The organism is Streptomyces sp. NBC_00285 (assembly GCF_036174265.1).
Taxonomy (GTDB): Bacteria; Actinomycetota; Actinomycetes; order Streptomycetales; family Streptomycetaceae; genus Streptomyces.
This window is the reverse complement of the sequence record NZ_CP108055.1, coordinates 5,576,162-5,590,865: the sequence shown is the minus strand read 5'-3', so window position 1 is coordinate 5,590,865 and position 14,704 is coordinate 5,576,162. Positions and strand designations below refer to the sequence as shown.

The 14,704-nt window shown below is 73.1% G+C and carries 15 protein-coding genes; 8 read left to right on the top strand and 7 right to left on the bottom strand.

Features of this window, described 5'->3' with window-relative positions; translation table 11 throughout:
- Positions 1-10: 10 nt before the first annotated feature.
- On the bottom strand, positions 11-1,357 hold the full coding sequence (locus OHT57_RS25705; protein WP_328748852.1) for a helix-turn-helix domain-containing protein: 1,347 nt from the start codon (positions 1,355-1,357) through the stop codon (positions 11-13).
- Between the two features lie 90 nt (positions 1,358-1,447).
- On the opposite strand from OHT57_RS25705, the gene OHT57_RS25700 reads away from it, so the two are divergent.
- Complete coding sequence (locus tag OHT57_RS25700; RefSeq protein ID WP_328753540.1) at positions 1,448-1,654, top strand: hypothetical protein; 207 nt, start codon at positions 1,448-1,450, stop codon at positions 1,652-1,654.
- 197 nt (positions 1,655-1,851) lie between these two features.
- On the top strand, positions 1,852-2,151 hold the full coding sequence (locus tag OHT57_RS25695) for a DUF6401 family natural product biosynthesis protein (RefSeq protein WP_328748851.1): 300 nt from the start codon (positions 1,852-1,854) through the stop codon (positions 2,149-2,151).
- A gap of 10 nt (positions 2,152-2,161) precedes the next feature.
- On the opposite strand, the gene OHT57_RS25690 is transcribed toward OHT57_RS25695, so the two are convergent.
- The 3 genes from OHT57_RS25690 to OHT57_RS25680 form a co-directional block, all read right to left on the bottom strand.
- Complete coding sequence (locus OHT57_RS25690) at positions 2,162-2,779, bottom strand: tellurite resistance TerB family protein (RefSeq protein WP_328748850.1); 618 nt, start codon at positions 2,777-2,779, stop codon at positions 2,162-2,164.
- A gap of 97 nt (positions 2,780-2,876) precedes the next feature.
- Entirely contained in the window at positions 2,877-3,713 is an 837-nt protein-coding gene (locus tag OHT57_RS25685; protein WP_328748849.1) for a mechanosensitive ion channel family protein, read from the bottom strand.
- Positions 3,714-3,801: 88 nt separating this feature from the next.
- Positions 3,802-5,553 carry a helix-turn-helix domain-containing protein gene (locus OHT57_RS25680; RefSeq protein WP_443053485.1) on the bottom strand — a complete coding sequence of 584 codons (1,752 nt, stop codon included), beginning with the start codon at positions 5,551-5,553 and terminating at the stop codon, positions 3,802-3,804.
- Positions 5,554-5,839: 286 nt separating this feature from the next.
- Between OHT57_RS25680 and OHT57_RS25675 the strand changes: the two genes are divergently transcribed.
- Together OHT57_RS25675 and OHT57_RS25670 are read left to right on the top strand one after the other, a co-directional pair.
- Positions 5,840-6,616, top strand: coding sequence for an NPP1 family protein (locus tag OHT57_RS25675; protein ID WP_328748847.1), 777 nt, complete (start codon positions 5,840-5,842; stop codon positions 6,614-6,616).
- Between the two features lie 122 nt (positions 6,617-6,738).
- Positions 6,739-7,974: an amidohydrolase gene (locus OHT57_RS25670; protein ID WP_328748846.1), complete on the top strand. Its 1,236-nt coding sequence runs from the start codon at positions 6,739-6,741 to the stop codon at positions 7,972-7,974.
- Here OHT57_RS25670 and OHT57_RS25665 read toward each other — a convergent pair.
- On the bottom strand, positions 7,971-9,140 hold the full coding sequence (locus OHT57_RS25665) for a hypothetical protein (protein WP_328748845.1): 1,170 nt from the start codon (positions 9,138-9,140) through the stop codon (positions 7,971-7,973). The genes OHT57_RS25670 and OHT57_RS25665 overlap by 4 nt on opposite strands.
- 189 nt (positions 9,141-9,329) lie before the next feature.
- Here OHT57_RS25665 and OHT57_RS25660 point away from each other — a divergent pair, with 189 nt between their 5' ends.
- Positions 9,330-9,767, top strand: a complete 438-nt coding sequence (locus OHT57_RS25660; protein WP_328748843.1) for a hypothetical protein — start codon at positions 9,330-9,332, stop codon at positions 9,765-9,767.
- 91 nt (positions 9,768-9,858) lie between these two features.
- Here the strand turns inward: OHT57_RS25660 and OHT57_RS25655 are convergent, their stop codons facing one another.
- The gene (locus tag OHT57_RS25655; RefSeq protein WP_328748842.1) at positions 9,859-10,416 is read right to left on the bottom strand and encodes an SH3 domain-containing protein; all 558 of its coding nucleotides are present in this window, start codon (positions 10,414-10,416) and stop codon (positions 9,859-9,861) included.
- 191 nt (positions 10,417-10,607) lie between these two features.
- Here OHT57_RS25655 and OHT57_RS25650 point away from each other — a divergent pair, with 191 nt between their 5' ends.
- Positions 10,608-11,480 (top strand): hypothetical protein, encoded by an 873-nt coding sequence (locus OHT57_RS25650; RefSeq protein ID WP_328748841.1) that lies wholly within the window; start codon positions 10,608-10,610, stop codon positions 11,478-11,480.
- Between the two features lie 76 nt (positions 11,481-11,556).
- Here the strand turns inward: OHT57_RS25650 and OHT57_RS25645 are convergent, their stop codons facing one another.
- The gene (locus tag OHT57_RS25645) at positions 11,557-12,900 is read right to left on the bottom strand and encodes an aminotransferase-like domain-containing protein (protein ID WP_328748840.1); all 1,344 of its coding nucleotides are present in this window, start codon (positions 12,898-12,900) and stop codon (positions 11,557-11,559) included.
- A gap of 74 nt (positions 12,901-12,974) precedes the next feature.
- On the opposite strand from OHT57_RS25645, the gene OHT57_RS25640 reads away from it, so the two are divergent.
- Complete coding sequence (locus OHT57_RS25640) at positions 12,975-13,721, top strand: alpha/beta fold hydrolase (protein WP_328748839.1); 747 nt, start codon at positions 12,975-12,977, stop codon at positions 13,719-13,721.
- Positions 13,722-13,731: 10 nt separating this feature from the next.
- Positions 13,732-14,682: an endonuclease/exonuclease/phosphatase family protein gene (locus OHT57_RS25635; protein WP_328748838.1), complete on the top strand. Its 951-nt coding sequence runs from the start codon at positions 13,732-13,734 to the stop codon at positions 14,680-14,682.
- Positions 14,683-14,704: the final 22 nt, after the last annotated feature.

Genomic DNA, 14,704 nt, shown 5'->3' with positions numbered 1-14,704 from the left:
CCCGGAATCGTCACAGAGGCGGCTGTGCGGGTGCGGGTCCCAGGGTGGTGGTGCCGGGGGCCGTACGGTGCCCGAGGCCCGTCCGGTACGCGTCGAGTGCCGCCTCCACCCGTCCCGTACGGCGGAGCAGATCGCCGAGCAGCCTGCACAGGTCGGCCAGGTCACCGGCGGCGCCGGCCCGCTCCAGGAGGCTCAGGGCGCGGACGTAGTGCTCCTCGGCGGCCTCGGTGTCGCGGGCGTCCTCGGCGATGATCCCGAGGAGGCGGTGGGCGGCGGCGGAGTGCAGGGCGCCGCGTTCGGGGCTGAAGTCGCTGAGCACGTCGTGCAGGAGGGCGGCGGCCTCGTCGGACCTGCCGCGCCGGTGCAGGACGTCGGCCAGTTCGACGGCGACCTGGCTGGAGTAGAGGGCGGCCCGCTTGGCGGAGAGCATGGTGAGGGCCTGCCTCAACTCGGTCTCGGCGCGCTCCAGTTCGCCGTTCTGGGCGTAGACGTAGCCGCGCATCCAGTGGCAGTTGGCCAGTTCGGTGCGGAGCTGCAGCTTTCGGTAGAGCTCGGCGGCCTTGGCGAGGGAGGCGTCGGCCTCGGCGACCCGGCCCTCGGCGAGCAGGGTGCGGGCGACGGACCGGTGCATCCGGGCGACGAGGGCGGGGTCGCCGGAGCGCGGGGCGAGCGCGAGGGCGAGTTCAGCGGCCTGGGCGGCACGGGCGTGGGCGCCCATGTCCATGTAGGGGCCGATGACGCTCGCATAGAGGAGGAGCAGGGCGTCGGGGTCGTGCAGTCCACCGCGGTTGAGTTCGTCGATGGTCGATTCCAACAGGTAGACGGAGTAGCGGAGTTCACCGGTGAGGTAGTGGGTCACGGCGCGCCCGCGCAGGGCGGGGGCCCGGGCGGGCAGCGGTACGTCGTCGCCGAGTGCCTGTTCGGACCGCTCGAAGTACCGCAGCGCGGCGCCGAGTTCGCCCGTCTCCACGGCGCACTCCCCGAGCCCCAGCAGGGCGGCGGCCCGTACGTCGGCGAGGTCGAGCGCGTCGGCCTCGGCGAGGAGGCTGCTGTACTGCGCGGCGGACTCCTCGGCCTCTCCGGTGGCGAGGGTGCGCTGGGCCTCGGTGAGCCGCAGGCGCAGATCGGTGACGAGGCGGGCCGGGCGGCCGGTCGCCAGCTCCTCGAACCCGACGCCGAGCCGGTCGGCAAGATGCCGGAGCGCGTCGTCGGAGGGCCGCACCCGGCCGGCCTCCAGGGTGGAGATGTACGCGGGTGTGTAGGCGGGCTCGGCCAACTGTTTCTGGGTCAGCCCGCGTTCGACTCTGAGCTGCTGCACCCGTCGCCCGATGACACCCGGGTCGTCCCGCTCCGACATCGCCAACTCCCCCAGCGCCTCTTGCCGTTCGGCTCGCGCAACCCCTAGGTTAAACGGCGTATTAACCGTGCTTAATACGCTGCCACCGCCATGGCTGCTCACCGTCACCGCTGCGAGGTCGCCGTGCTCGAACGCACCAGCACCACCGCGCGTTACACCAGGGGTTTCGCTGCCGCGGTCGTGACGGTGGCCACGCTGATCCTCGCGGCGAACGCGGGCCCCGCGAAGGCATCCGCGCCACATCACACCGGGCAGGTGGCCCAGCCGCACCGGACACCCGAGAACACCACGGACTGACCCCGACCCCGCCCCCGGGAACCGACCCACAGGCCCAGGCCCGGTAACCGACCCACGGACCCGACCTCAGGGACCAGCCCCCGGACCCGGCCTTCAAGACCCGCCCCCGGAACGGTCCCGCACAGGCCCGTTCCCTGTGACGGAAACCATCCCCAGCAGGTCTCCTCCACCGCGCGAACCGCCTCTACGGTGGAGGAATGTCCCCCCTGGCCAGCATCAGCAGCTCGTTCGCGCCGCGGTTCGCGGAGTTCGCGTTCGAGCCCGCCTTCGTGGCCGCCGTGGACCAGCATGTGGCCGAGCTGCGGGAGCGGCTCGCAGCCAACCACCCCGGGCTGATCCCCCGGCCGCCGCACCGCGAGGACCTCGCCGACTACGCCCTCGGCTTCCTCGACGCGCTCGGCGAGATCGACTGGCGCGAGCCCGTGGGGCACGACTACGCGGTGTGCCGCCTCACCGCCATCAGCTGGCTGGTGACGCGGCACGACCTGCTCGGCTGACGGGAGCTCCTCAGAGCTGGAACTCCGCGGGCGACAGGCCCAGGGTCGCGCAAGCCTCGCGCAGGACCGACTGCTCCGCCTGGGAGAAGTGGCCGTCGGCGCCGGCGATGACGATGCCCGTCTGGATCACCGCACGCGCCTCGGTGGGCTTCTTGGCTGCCTTGGCGATGTCCTGGAGTGCCTCGGCCTTGCCCTGCGGGAAGTTGCGGGTGAGCTGGTCCACATGCTTGTGGAAGCGTGTGCGCAGCTGCTCCGGCGGGAAGTTCTGCAGCACCTCGTTGCCGAGGATCAGCGACTCCATCTGCTGGATCTCGGACCCGTCCACCTGGCCGTCCGCGGCGGCGACCAGCGCGCACATCGCCATGCTGGCGTCCCGGTACGCGCCGCTCTTCAGCTCGGTCTTGAGGGAACCCAGCTGTGTCTTGAGCACCCCGACGAGCTGGGCGCGCGAACCGCCACGCGAACCGCTGCCCTGCGAAGCGCTGCCGTGCGATCCGGCGGCGGGCGTCGCTCCGTACGGGGAACCGTGAGACGCAGCGCCGCCCTGGCCACCGGTCGTGCCGCGGCCGCCCTGGACCTGCTGCTGCAGGTTCTTGGCCTGGTCCTTGAGCCGGTCGAACAGTGCCATCGACGTCACCTCGGTACTCGTTGAGTGATCTCACCCCGGCAACGGCCGGGCCCGGGTAAAGGTTCCCCCAAGTCCGGCCGGAGTGCCGCGCCCCGGATCACATGCCGTCGGGGTCCCGCATGTCGGTGCCGCCGCCCGGCATCCCGCCCTGCCCCCGCATGTCCGTGCCGCGGCCCGGCAGGTCCGTGCGCTCCTGGACCGGCTGGTTCCGCAGAGCGTCCTCGCGGCCCGCCTGGTAGGAGGCCATGCTGCCCCGGGCCCGCATGGACTCGGTCTCCACCGTGGTCAGGGCCCGCTCCCAGCGCTGCCGCATCGGCTGGATCATGCCGCCGCCGACACCGACGACCAGGATGCCCGCGACCGTGGCGAGCGCCGCGTACAGCAGCGGCCGGGTGACGTCCCGTGCGATGCCCGCCTGGCCGAGGGCTGCGATGACGCCCAGCGCGACAATGCAGGCCCACATCACGGTGGCGACCGTACGGCCGTAGGAGACGGACGACAGGGCGCCCGCGACGATGCCCCGGACCGCGTTGGCGATGGCCATCGCGACCACGACCAGCACCACGGCCACGATGGCCCGCGGCAGCCAGGCGACGATGGAGTTGATCATCGTGGAGACGGGGTTCGAGCCGAAGACGCCGAGCGCGAGCTGCAGGGTGATCAGCATCAGCGCGTAGTAGACGATCCGGCAGACGATGCCCGTCATGTCGTACGCGGAGTCCCGCAGCATCCTGGCGGTGCCCGCGCGTTCGGAGAGGCGTTCGGAGCCGACCTTGCGCAGGACGCGGTCCAGGACGCGGGCGATCAGCTTGGAGACGAACCAGCCGATCGCCAGGATGATCAGGAACGCGACGAGTTTCGGCACGAACTGGGCGACTTTCGACCAGGCGTCGTTGAGGCCCTGCGTGAAGTCGATGGAAAGGGTGCTGGCCATACCGGCCTTCCTTCGGTGGGTGCCTTCCCCCTCCCTCGTGGATAGCAGCGGCACCCGCGCGGGGCCGCGCTGAACTGGGCCGAACGGGTTAACGGCACCCGCGCCGGTACGGCACCTGCGGCAGATACGGCCGCCACTGCGCCCGGGTCGGCCCGGCGAGGTCGGCGACCCGGCCTGCCGCGTTCCGGGTGCACGGGCGCCGGTCGTCCTCGTGCTCGCAGCAGCCCGCGAACTCCGACAGCAGGGCGGCGGCCAGCAGGGCCGACAGAGCAGACAGGGACGCCGTCAGGACGCGGTGTCTGTGGCCGGCCCGGACGGCGGCCCGGCGTTCGGTCTCGCGGGCACGGACGGCGGCGGCGAGGAAGGCCCGCTCGGTCACGGTCAGCGCGGGATCGGTCCGGTGGTCCGGGAACAGCTCCTCGGCGCGGGACAGCCCGGTGCCCCGGTACAGGACATCGGGGCACCGGTCGTGGTCCAGCCAGGTGCGGGCCGCGTCCGCGAGCGTCCGGTGCCGGCGCAGCCGTTCGCGGTCCTCCTCCAGCCAGCCCTGCAGCCGGGGCCAGCAGGTGATGAGCGCCTCGTGGGCGAGCTGGACGCCGTCCTCGCCCGCAGTCACCAGCCGGGCGCGGGTCAGCCGCTCCACGACGGCCGGCACGTCCGGGTCCGCCCACTGGGCCAGTTCGGCCCAGCCGAGCGGGCGGCGGGTGTCGGGGGTGCCCTGGCCGCCGGGGACGACCATCCGCAGCAGCAGATGGCGGGCGGTGCGGGCCTGGGCCGGTGTCAGAGCGCCGTAGATCTCCTCGGCACTGGCCGCGATCGCGCCGCGCACCCCGCCGGCGGACTCGTACGCGGCGAGGGTGAGCATGCGGCCCCTGCGGCGGCGCCAGGTCTCCAGGAGGACGTGCGCGAGCATCGGCAGGCCGCCGGGCTCCCCCTGGATCTCGTCCACCAGGCGGTCGGTCAGCGTCCGTTCGACGAGACACCCAACCGCCTGGGCCGGTCCCACCACCGCCTCCCGCAGTTCCCGGGCCGTCATCGGGCCGAGCGGCAGTCCGGCACCGCGCAGGACGTCCGCGAGGCCGCGGTGCTCGGCGCAGCGGTCGTGGAAGTCGGCCCGTACGGCGACCAGGACGCGCAACCGGCTCGCCGGGTCGCGGGCAGTGAGCAGCAGGTCGACGAAGCGGGCGCGCTCCCGGGGATCGCGGCACAGGGTGAAGACCTCCTCGAACTGGTCCACCACCACCCAGCTCTCCGGCTCCCCCCTGGCCGGGGCGAGGAGGTGGCCGTGGCTGGTGGCGGGGGTCGGACCCGGTGTGAGGACCCGCAGCACCGCGGGGTGGCCGCGCTCGGCGATCTCCTGCCGGAGCCGGGGGATCAGACCGGCCCGCAGCAGGGACGACTTGCCGCTGCCGGAGGGGCCGGACAGCGCGGCGAACCGGTGGTCGCAGACCAGTTCGGCGACCTCGGCGACCATCCGGTCCCGGCCGAAGAAGAGGTGCCGGTGATCCGGTTCGAACCGGGCGAGGCCGCGATAGGGCGCCGGTCCCCGCGTGGCCTGCCCGGACGGGGCACCGGCGAGTTCCGCCTCCGCCTCCTTCCAGCGCGGCGTCCACTGGCTCGGGTCGCCCCCGCAGGCGCGCACGTACCCCTCGACCACGGCGAGCGAGGGCAGCCGTTCGCCGGCGGCGGCCTGGGACAGGGTCGTCGCCGAGAATCCCGCCCCCTGCGCCATCGCCCGGTACGACGGACCGCCCGCCGCCTTCCGCAGGTCGCGCAACTCGTACGCGAGCCGCTGGACGGGACCGGTCCCCGGGTCCAGCGGCCTCTCGGGACGCCCCATGCGCTCACACCTCCGTACACCCGACACACCCGGCGAAAGCGACATCGGGCGCCATGAACCTACGAGAGGCCGGGAAGCAGGGGGGTTTCCTGCAAGTGGAGCGGAAGTGTCCGCACATGGTCGGTTTTCCGCAGCGTCCGCGTTTCCCCAGGTCGGCGGCGGCGGAATTGATTGATCTGACGAAGCGGGGTGCCGTTCAACGCCCCACCGGACCACACTCGGCTCCGCACCGCACCCCACACGCCGGATTCCCCCCGGCACAGCTTGTGACTGGAGAAAACCTCGCATGTTCAAGGCACTCAAGGGCACCCGAAAGTCCCGTCTCGGCCGGGCCGCTCTCGTCGCCGGCAGCGTCGCCGCCCTCACCGTCGGCCTCACCGGCAGCGCGAACGCCGGCGTCCTGAACCCGCTCCCGTGGACCGGCAGCACGTTCCAGAACAAGTACATGCCGTACTTCGACTACGACTCGGACAGCTGCTTCCCGGCGGCGGCCGTCGATGCGAACGGCAACGTCAACGGCGGTCTCAAGAACAGTGGGTCGATCACCGGTGGCTGCCGCTCCGATCACCTCGGCAAGGCCAACACGTACGCGCAGTCGCTGTGCAGGAACGGCTGGTGCGCGTACGCGTACACGCTGTACTTCGAGAAGGACCAGACTCTCAACGGCGCCGACGCCTTCGGCCACCGCCACGACTGGGAGTCCGCCGTGGTCTTCCAGAAGCAGGGCGACGAGAAGCCCAGCTACCTCGCCGCGTCCCGGCACGGCGGCTACAGCACCCACCCGATCAGCGAGGTGCCGATGAACGGCAACCACGTCGAGATCGTCTACCACAAGGACGGTGCGAGCACCCACGCGTTCCGCTTCGCCAAGTGGGGCGAGACCCCGGAGGCCTGGGGCAACGGCTCCTGGGACACCCCCGCGCTGGTCGACTTCAGCGGGCTGAACAGCACCCTGCAGGGCAAGCTGAACAACACCGACTGGGGCCACGCCAACTTCCAGATCGGGAAGAACTTCCTCAGCAACATCAACAAGGCCCGGCCTTCCGCGGTCCCCGCGTTCTGACACGGGACCTCCCGGACGCGGCCGCCGACGCACTCCCCCTTCGCGTCGGCGGCCGCCCTCCGTGCCCGTGACACCGCTCCCGGCATGGTGAAGACACCCGCACGGGTGACACGCTGACGTCCATGACCTCTGCCGCCGCCCGCACCGCCCTGGATCTCACCGCGGACCTCCCGGTCCCCGCCCTGGAGGACTTCTACCGGGACCTGCACCGCCACCCCGAACTGTCGTTCCAGGAACATCGCACCGCCGCCCGGCTCGCGGAGCGCCTGAAGGCGGCCGGCTTCGACACCGCGGAGGGCATCGGCGGCACCGGCGTCGCGGGCCTCCTGCGCAACGGCGACGGACCCACGGTCCTGCTCCGCGCCGACATGGACGCCCTGCCGGTCCAGGAACAGACCGGACTGCCGTACGCGTCCGGGACGCCCGGGGTCATGCACGCCTGCGGGCACGACCTGCACGTGACCTGGCTGGCGGGCGCGGCGAAGGCGCTCGCGGACGGACGGGACACCTGGTCCGGGACGCTGCTCCTGGTCGGCCAGCCCGCCGAGGAGGCCGGCGGCGGGGCCGCCGCGATGGTCGCGGACGGGCTCTACGACCGTTTCCCCCGCCCGGACGTGCTGCTCGGCCAGCATGTGACACCGGGCCCGGCGGGCCTGTACGCGCACGTGCCGGGACTGATCATGTCGGCGACGACGGACGTCGAGATCGTGGTGCACGGCCGGGGCGGCCACGGCTCGCGCCCCGAGACGACGGTCGACCCGGTCGTCACGGCCGCCTACATCGTCACGCGCCTCCAGACGGTCGTCAGCCGGGAGATCAGGCCCAGCGATCCTGCCGTCCTGACCGTGGGCCGCATCGAGGCGGGCACGGCGGCGAACATCATCCCCGCCACCGCGCGCATCTCCCTGAACCTGCGCACCCAGTCGGAGGCGGTCCGAGGCCGGATGCTCGCCGCGATCCGCCGGATCGCCGAGGGGGAGTGCCTTGCGGCGGGCTGCCCGCGCGAGCCTGAGGTGACGACGGGCGGCACGTTCCCGCTCACCGTCAACGACCCGGAGACCGACCACCGGGTCGCCGCCGTGCACCGCGAGGTCTTCGGCACCGGCACCGTCTTCGACTCCGGCCCGGCGATGGCCAGCGAGGACTTCTCCCTGCTCGCGGTCGGCGAAATCCCTTACTCCTACTGGTTCGTGACCTCCACCCCGGCCGACGTCTGGGAGGCCGCGCCGGGCGCGGACCTGATGGAGAAGTTCGACGCCGTCCCCAGCAACCACAGCCCGCAGTTCGCCCCCGACCTGTCGACACTCGCCCCGGGGGTGCGCACCCTCGTCTCGGGCGCGCTGGCGATGCTCGGTTAGAACGGCGTCGCCTGCAACTCCCGCAGCTGCCTGCGCACGTTCTCCAGTGCGCCGGGGCGGCGGCCGGGGACGCGGGCGCGCAACTGCGCGAGCAGGGCGCCGAGTTCCTGGGCCCGGGTCTTGTCACGGACCTGGCCCCACTGGTGGTGGGCCCGGTCGACGGCCTTCTCCACGGTCGGCGAGTCCGGCTCCTGCCCCGCGGTCAGCCGGGTCTCGGCCACCGTCAGCCAGATCCGGCAGCTGCGCGCCGAGTCCCGCGCGAACATCGCGAGATCCGCCCGGACCTCGGACCAGTGCAGGGCCTGCTCGGAGGCGGGGCCCTGGGCGCGTGCGGCGGCTTCCTCGTGCGCGGCGGCGACGGCTTCGGCGTCCTGGTGCCGGCCTGCCTGGACGGCGGCGGTGATGTAGGTGTGGGGGTCCACCTGGGGCGGCTGGGCGGGCTTGGCCGGAACCACGGGCCCCGCCGGCGCCTGGGGGCGGGGCCGTTCGGGCCGGTACGGCGCTCTGGAGGCGAAGCCCCCGGGGGCGGCCACCGGAGCCGGCAGCACCGACAGCACGACGTCCCCGTACGCGTCCGGCCCCAGCCGCCCGAACGCCTGCTGATGCAACTGCTCGACCGGCGGACGCCACCCGCTGCGCAGAATCGTCGCGAGCGTCCTCATGTACATCGGCGCCGCCACCGTACGCCGCGACGGCGGCGGTGCGATCCGCCCGAGCACCGCGTTGTTGCGCCCCGAGTCGAGCGTGTGTGTCCGCAGCCATCCCCAGGCGTCCGCGTCGGCGTGCAGGTCGAGGAAGAGCGTCGTGGTCCCCGGCGCCCGCAGCCGGAACTCCTCGCGGATCCACTGCCAGGGCAGCGCGGTGTAGCGGACGGTGGCCGGCGTGGTGCGGGCCAGCGCGAGGTGGGGCAGGTGCTGGCGGCGGTCCAGGACGAGCTGGCCGGCGACGAAGACGGTGAGCGGCCCCGGGGTCGCCGCGACGGCGCGCAGCCGGGTGAGGACGGCCTGCGGTTCCAGGGGGTCGGCGAGTTCGACGACGTTGGCCGTGTCGGTGCCGGAGAGCACGGCGGGCGGTACGGCCGCGAGCACGGGAAGGACGGACGCCGCGTCCACCAGACAGCTCTTGCCCACCGGTGAGGCGGCGAGCAGCAGCACGGTCCCGGGCATCGGTCCCTCCCCATCCCCCGTCGATCACTTACCGCAGCACGGTAACCGCTCCGGCTGCGAAGGGGAGTTACAGGGACCGCAAACGTCCCTTTCCTGCCCGCTCGTCGGACGTGCTCCGTCATTCGACTTGCCAGCGCCTGCGCCCAGGTGTGCTCTGGTAGTCGGGGGCGGAGAGAGAGGAGTGCTCTCATGGCTCATGCGGCACCTGTCGGCGCGTTGACCGGGCCGGCCCGCACACCCGACGTGTTCAGCCCGAGGATCCACCTGGCGGCCCGCTACGGCGTCCCCGTCGTGCTGGGTCTCGTCTACGGCTACTGGGCCGCGGCGAACCGCCGTGACGGCGGGCCGATCACCGGCTGGAACATCCTGTTCGGCTTCGTGACCGCGCTGGCGTTCGTCGTGCTGTGCCTCGCGGTGGCCACGTTCGCTCCGCTGCTGAAGCGGGAGCTGCACTCGGGGGTCAAGTCGGCGTTCGCCGGTGCGGCCGTCGGGTTCCTGTACAGCCAGAGCGGGGAGAGCGTGCTGCGGTCGACTGCCCTGGGGCTCGCGGTCACGGCGGGAGTGTTCCTCGTGTTCTTCTACCGCTACTACACACACGAGGACGGCGAGGGCAACCGGATCCGCTAGGACCGATCCGCGAGAACCCCGGCGCACACACGTGGACCCCGGCCGACTGCCCGCCGGGGTCCGCGCGTTCCCTCATCCCTCATCCCTCCGCTCACCGGACGCCCGGGATCCAGTCCCAGACGTCCGACGAGGATCCGGCCGCGCTCCAGCTCCAGGAGCCGGAAACGCTCCAGGAGACGGAGCCGGAGGCTGCCCAGGAGTCGGAACCGGAGTTCCAGCTCGGGTCGTTCCAGTCGGCGTTGCTCCAGTTGTCGTTCTTCCACTGCGGGCACGGGTCGGCACAGGCCGGCACGGGACGTCCGCCGGTGTCGACGAAGTCGGCGCTGACCCAGCCCTGGGCGCCGGTGAACCAGTACCAGTACGGGTTGCCGTTGACGCTCTGCCCGCGGACCATGCACTCGACGCGGTCCTGACTGCCCGGTGAGAGCCGGTCGACGACGACGGAGTGGGTGGTGGGCTCGGCCCGCACGTTGAGCGCGGTGCGGGACACGATGGTGCCCCAGATCGGACCGCCGCCACCGTGGCCACCGTGGCCGTCGGCGTAGGTGGGCGGGGCTGCCGCAGCGAACGTGCCCACCGCGGTGACGGCGAGCGTCGCGCCGGTGGACATGGCCACGGCCAGGGTCCGCAGGGCCGTAGTGGTGCGCATGATCGGCCTCCTTCTTCCCCAGATCCATGAGACACCCGTTCGGGTGAACCCTCCACCGGAGAACGGAGGAGCCGGTTCCGGCAAGGGCCCGGCAACGGCCCGGCGGGGTCATCACCCGTTCGGCGGACGGCGTGCGCCCGGATGTACGCGCGCCGCTCGCGCCCCGGCCCCGGGCGGCCTTGCCTGGAGGGGTGTCCACCCGACTGAGGACGGCCCTGTCGGCCGTACTGATCGCCCTGGCCTGTCTCCTGGTGCCCTTCGGTGCGCTGGCGGCCTGGGTGGTGTACGGCCTCGCCGACACGGGCCGGTACGTCACCGCGATGGCGCCCCTCGCCGCCGACCCGGCCGTACGGGACGCCGTGGAGGGCGAGGTCGGCGAGCCGCTGCGGCCCTTCGTGCACGACTTCGAGCGCACCCCGGCCTTCCGCACCGCGTGGGACGCGGGCAACCGGGCCGTCCACGACGCCGTACTGACCGCGCTGCACGACGACAGCCGCCGCGAGGTGCGTGTCGACCTCGCCGAGGTGGAGCAGCAACTGCCTTACGCCGAGGTGCCGTTGGACCTGCCTCACACCACGGTCGCCGTACTTCCGGCCGCCGAACTCGACCGCCTGCGGAAGGGCTACGACGTGCTCGAAGTCGCCGGTTTCTGGCTGCCCGTCACGGCCGCCGTCCTCGCCCTCGCCGGTATCGCGGTCGCCGCCTGCCGCCGCCGCGCCCTCACCGCGACCGCCCTCGGCACGGCGCTCGGCGGCGCGCTGCTCGGCCTCGCCGTCGCCGTGGGCCGCCATCTCACCCTCACCGACCTGCCCGACCCGGTGCACCGCCCGGCGGCGGGCGCGATCTACGACGCCCTGACGGTCACGCTGCGCCAGGCCTCGTGGCTGCTGGTGGCCGTGGGTCTGACCGTCGCCCTCGGGGCGTGGCTCAGCCGGTACGTCCGGGTGCGGGGGCGGGGGCCCGGGGCCGACCCGCAGGTCATCGACCTGAACATGGCCGTGACGTCATCGAATGATCTCCCGGCCGCCACCCGGCCCACGGCGGGCCCGACCAGCCTGGGCTGACCTGTTCGACAACACCACCGACCTCACGCCCGGTCACGCCGACGCGACGTACAAGCTGCCCGACTACGACGGCCGGCTACGACGGCCCGCTGGGCTGACCCGCGCCTCGCGAGGCGACCTCGGCAAGCGTGCGCAGCGCCCGCTCCAGGTCCGCCAGGGGAGCCGACGCCAGCCCGAGCCGTACCGCGTCCGGGGTGCGGCCCGGGCCGACGGCGAAGGACGGGCCCGGCGAGACCGCGATGCCGAGCGCCGCAGCGGCGGCCGTGAAGGTCTCCGCCCGCCAGGGGGCCGGGAGCTCCCACCAGGCGTAGTAGGCGCGCGGATCGGACCGTACGGCGAACCCGTCCAGGCACTTCGCCAGCACCCGCTGTCTGCGCGCCGCGTCGGCCCGCTTCGCCCCGACAAGACGCGCCACACTCCCGTCGGCCATCCACCCCGTCGCCGCCTCCAGCGCGAACCGGCCCGCCCCCCACCCGCCGGAACGGACCGCGTCCGCCACCGCCTGCACGCGTGACGCCGGTACGACGAGGAAGCCGACGGTGAGGCCGGGCGCGACCCGCTTGGAGAGGCCGTCGACGACATGGGTGAGCGCGGGGGCGTGGGCCGCGAGCGGGTCGTCGGTCTCCGCGAGGAACGACCAGATGCGGTCCTCCACGACGGGCAGGTCCAAGTCGCTCACGGTGTGGGCGAGTTGACGCCTGCGCTCGGGGCTCGTCGTCACCGAGGTCGGATTGTGCAGGGTCGGCTGGACATAGAGCGCCGACAGGGGAGCCGCGCGGTGGGCGGCCACGACCGCGTCCGGGCGCAGTCCGTCCTCGTCCGTGGCCAGCGGCACCAGCGTGACGCCGAGCCGGTGCGCGATCTCCCTGACCACGGGATACGTCAGCTCCTCGACCCCGACCCGGCCGCCCGGCCGGACCAGGGAGGCGAGGGCGGCGGCGACGGCCTGGCGGGCGTTGCCGGTGAAGAGGATCGTGTCCACGCCGGGGCGCCAGCCGGGGGTGGTGAGCAGTGCGGCTGTGGCCTCGCGTGCGGCCGGCGTGCCGGTGGCGGCGGCCGGGCGTAGGGCCTCCGTCAGCACGTCGGGGCGCAGCAGGGGCGCGAGCGCGGCGGCGAGAAGCTCGGACTGGCCTTCCACGGACGGGTAGTTGAGCTCCAGGTTGACGGCCGCCCCCGCATCCTCGATGAGCCCCCTGCCGGGCCGTACGGGTGGCGCCGTGCGGACGAAGGTGCCGCGTCCGACCTCGCCGACGACCAGTCCCCGCCGCACGAGTTCGCCGTAGGCCCGCTCCGCCGTCGACACGGCGATCCCGTGCCGGCGGGCGAACTTCCGCTGCGGGGGCAGGCGTTCGCCGGGGCGGAGCCGGCCGGCGGTGATGTCGGCGGCTATGCGGTCGGCGATGCGCCGGTAGTCGTGCACGGGACCCCCTGTGATTGCACCGAGGGCAAAGATCTTATTGCCCCGAGAAGCCGGGCCGACCTAGGGTCGGCGTCATGACGGCGATCCCACTGGTCCTGGTCCACGGCCACCCCTTCGACCACACGATGTGGCACCCGCAGATCGAGGCGTTCGCCGCCTCCCGCCAGGTGATCGCCCCCGACCTGCGCGGCTACGGAAGCACACCGCTCACCTCCCCCGTCACGGAGTTCGGGCAGTTCGCCCGGGACATCGAGGCGCTGCTGGACGAACTCGGCGTCGCGCAGTGCGTACTGGCGGGCCTGTCCATGGGCGGCCAGATCGCCATGGACTGCTACGGGCGCTTCCCCGGCCGGATCCGGGGCCTGGTCCTCGCCGACACGTTCCCGGCGGTGGAGACCCCCGAGGGCGTGCGGTCCCGGCACGCCATGGCGGACCGGCTGCTGCACGAGGGCATGCGCGGGTACGCCGACGAGGTGCTGGAGAAGATGGTCGCGCCGTACGCCTCCCCCGAGGTCAAGGCGCACGTCCACCGCATGATGACGGCCACCCGCCCCGAGTCCGCCGCGGCGGCCCTGCGCGCCCGGGCCGCCCGCCCCGACTACCGCGACCTGCTGACCCGCGTCACGGTTCCGGCGCTGGTGGCCGTGGGAGCCGACGACACCTACACGCCGGTCTCCGACGCGGAGGCCATGCACGCGGCGCTCCCGGAGTCGGAACTGCACGTGTTCGAGGGGGCTGCGCACCTGCCGAACCTGGAACGGCCGGCAGAGTTCAACACGGTCCTCGGGGAGTTCCTGGCGAAGGCCGACGCCCGCTCGTAGGCTCGGGACGGTGACCCGACGGCGCCTCGGCATCTGGACCGCAGCCCTGCTCTTCGCCGCCGTGAGCACGGTCGTCGGATGCCGGCTGGCCGACACGGACGGCATCACCCCCGTCCCCCAGCTCCTCGCCTTCCTCCCGTGGCTGCTGGCGCCCGCCGCGCTGGGCCTGGCCCTCGCACTCCTCACCCGGTGGTGGCCCGGGACGCTCTGGGCGGCCGTGGTCCTCGGACTGCTGGCATGGTGCATCGCGCCGTACGGAACGGGCCGCGAACCGGACGGCCGGGCGCTCGCCTCCTTCCGCGTCCTCACCTCGAACGTCGAGTTCGGACGGGCCACCGACGCCCTCGTCACCGCCGTGCGCCGCGAGAAACCGGACGTCGTGTTCGTGGAGGAGTGCGAGTACGGCTGCTCGGCGACCCTGCGCGGATCCCTGTCCGCGGGCTATCCGTACCGGCGGTCCGTGGAGGGGAGCGGCTCGACGGGGTCCGTCGTCCTCAGCCGCTTCCCGCTGAAGCCCACCGCCGGGATCCCGGGCAGCACCATGGGCATGCCCGGTGCCGTCGCCGATGTGCGCGGGCACACCGTACGGCTGCAGCTCGCTCACCCGATGCCCCCGCTGCCCGGCCAACTGGACCTATGGCGGAGCGAGTTGGGGCGACTCCGGCACTTCGCGGCTGCCGTGGACAAGGCGCCCACCGTCCTGGCCGGCGACTTCAACGCCTCCCAGGACCACGCGGCCTTCCGCGCGATCCTCGACACCGGCCTGCGCGACGCGGCCCGCCTCGCCGGCTCCGACCGCACACCGACCTGGCCCGCCCGCACGGCCCCGGCGATCGGCGCGCAGATCGACCACGTACTGGTGTCGGCGGACTTCTCGGCGAGCGACGCCCACTTCCTGGACCTGGCCGACACCGACCACCGCGCCCTCCTCGTCGACGTCACGCTGCACGGGAGCGGATGACCCGGGCGCCGATAATGGGCCC

Coding starts and splice junctions, on each gene's coding strand:
- OHT57_RS25705 (WP_328748852.1), bottom strand. CDS start 1,357: ATGTCGGAGCGGGACGACCCGGGTGTCATCGGGCGACGGGTGCAGCAG.
- OHT57_RS25700 (WP_328753540.1), top strand. CDS start 1,448: ATGGCTGCTCACCGTCACCGCTGCGAGGTCGCCGTGCTCGAACGCACC.
- OHT57_RS25695 (WP_328748851.1), top strand. CDS start 1,852: ATGTCCCCCCTGGCCAGCATCAGCAGCTCGTTCGCGCCGCGGTTCGCG.
- OHT57_RS25690 (WP_328748850.1), bottom strand. CDS start 2,779: ATGGCACTGTTCGACCGGCTCAAGGACCAGGCCAAGAACCTGCAGCAG.
- OHT57_RS25685 (WP_328748849.1), bottom strand. CDS start 3,713: ATGGCCAGCACCCTTTCCATCGACTTCACGCAGGGCCTCAACGACGCC.
- OHT57_RS25680 (WP_443053485.1), bottom strand. CDS start 5,553: ATGGGGCGTCCCGAGAGGCCGCTGGACCCGGGGACCGGTCCCGTCCAG.
- OHT57_RS25675 (WP_328748847.1), top strand. CDS start 5,840: ATGTTCAAGGCACTCAAGGGCACCCGAAAGTCCCGTCTCGGCCGGGCC.
- OHT57_RS25670 (WP_328748846.1), top strand. CDS start 6,739: ATGACCTCTGCCGCCGCCCGCACCGCCCTGGATCTCACCGCGGACCTC.
- OHT57_RS25665 (WP_328748845.1), bottom strand. CDS start 9,140: ATGCCCGGGACCGTGCTGCTGCTCGCCGCCTCACCGGTGGGCAAGAGC.
- OHT57_RS25660 (WP_328748843.1), top strand. CDS start 9,330: ATGGCTCATGCGGCACCTGTCGGCGCGTTGACCGGGCCGGCCCGCACA.
- OHT57_RS25655 (WP_328748842.1), bottom strand. CDS start 10,416: ATGCGCACCACTACGGCCCTGCGGACCCTGGCCGTGGCCATGTCCACC.
- OHT57_RS25640 (WP_328748839.1), top strand. CDS start 12,975: ATGACGGCGATCCCACTGGTCCTGGTCCACGGCCACCCCTTCGACCAC.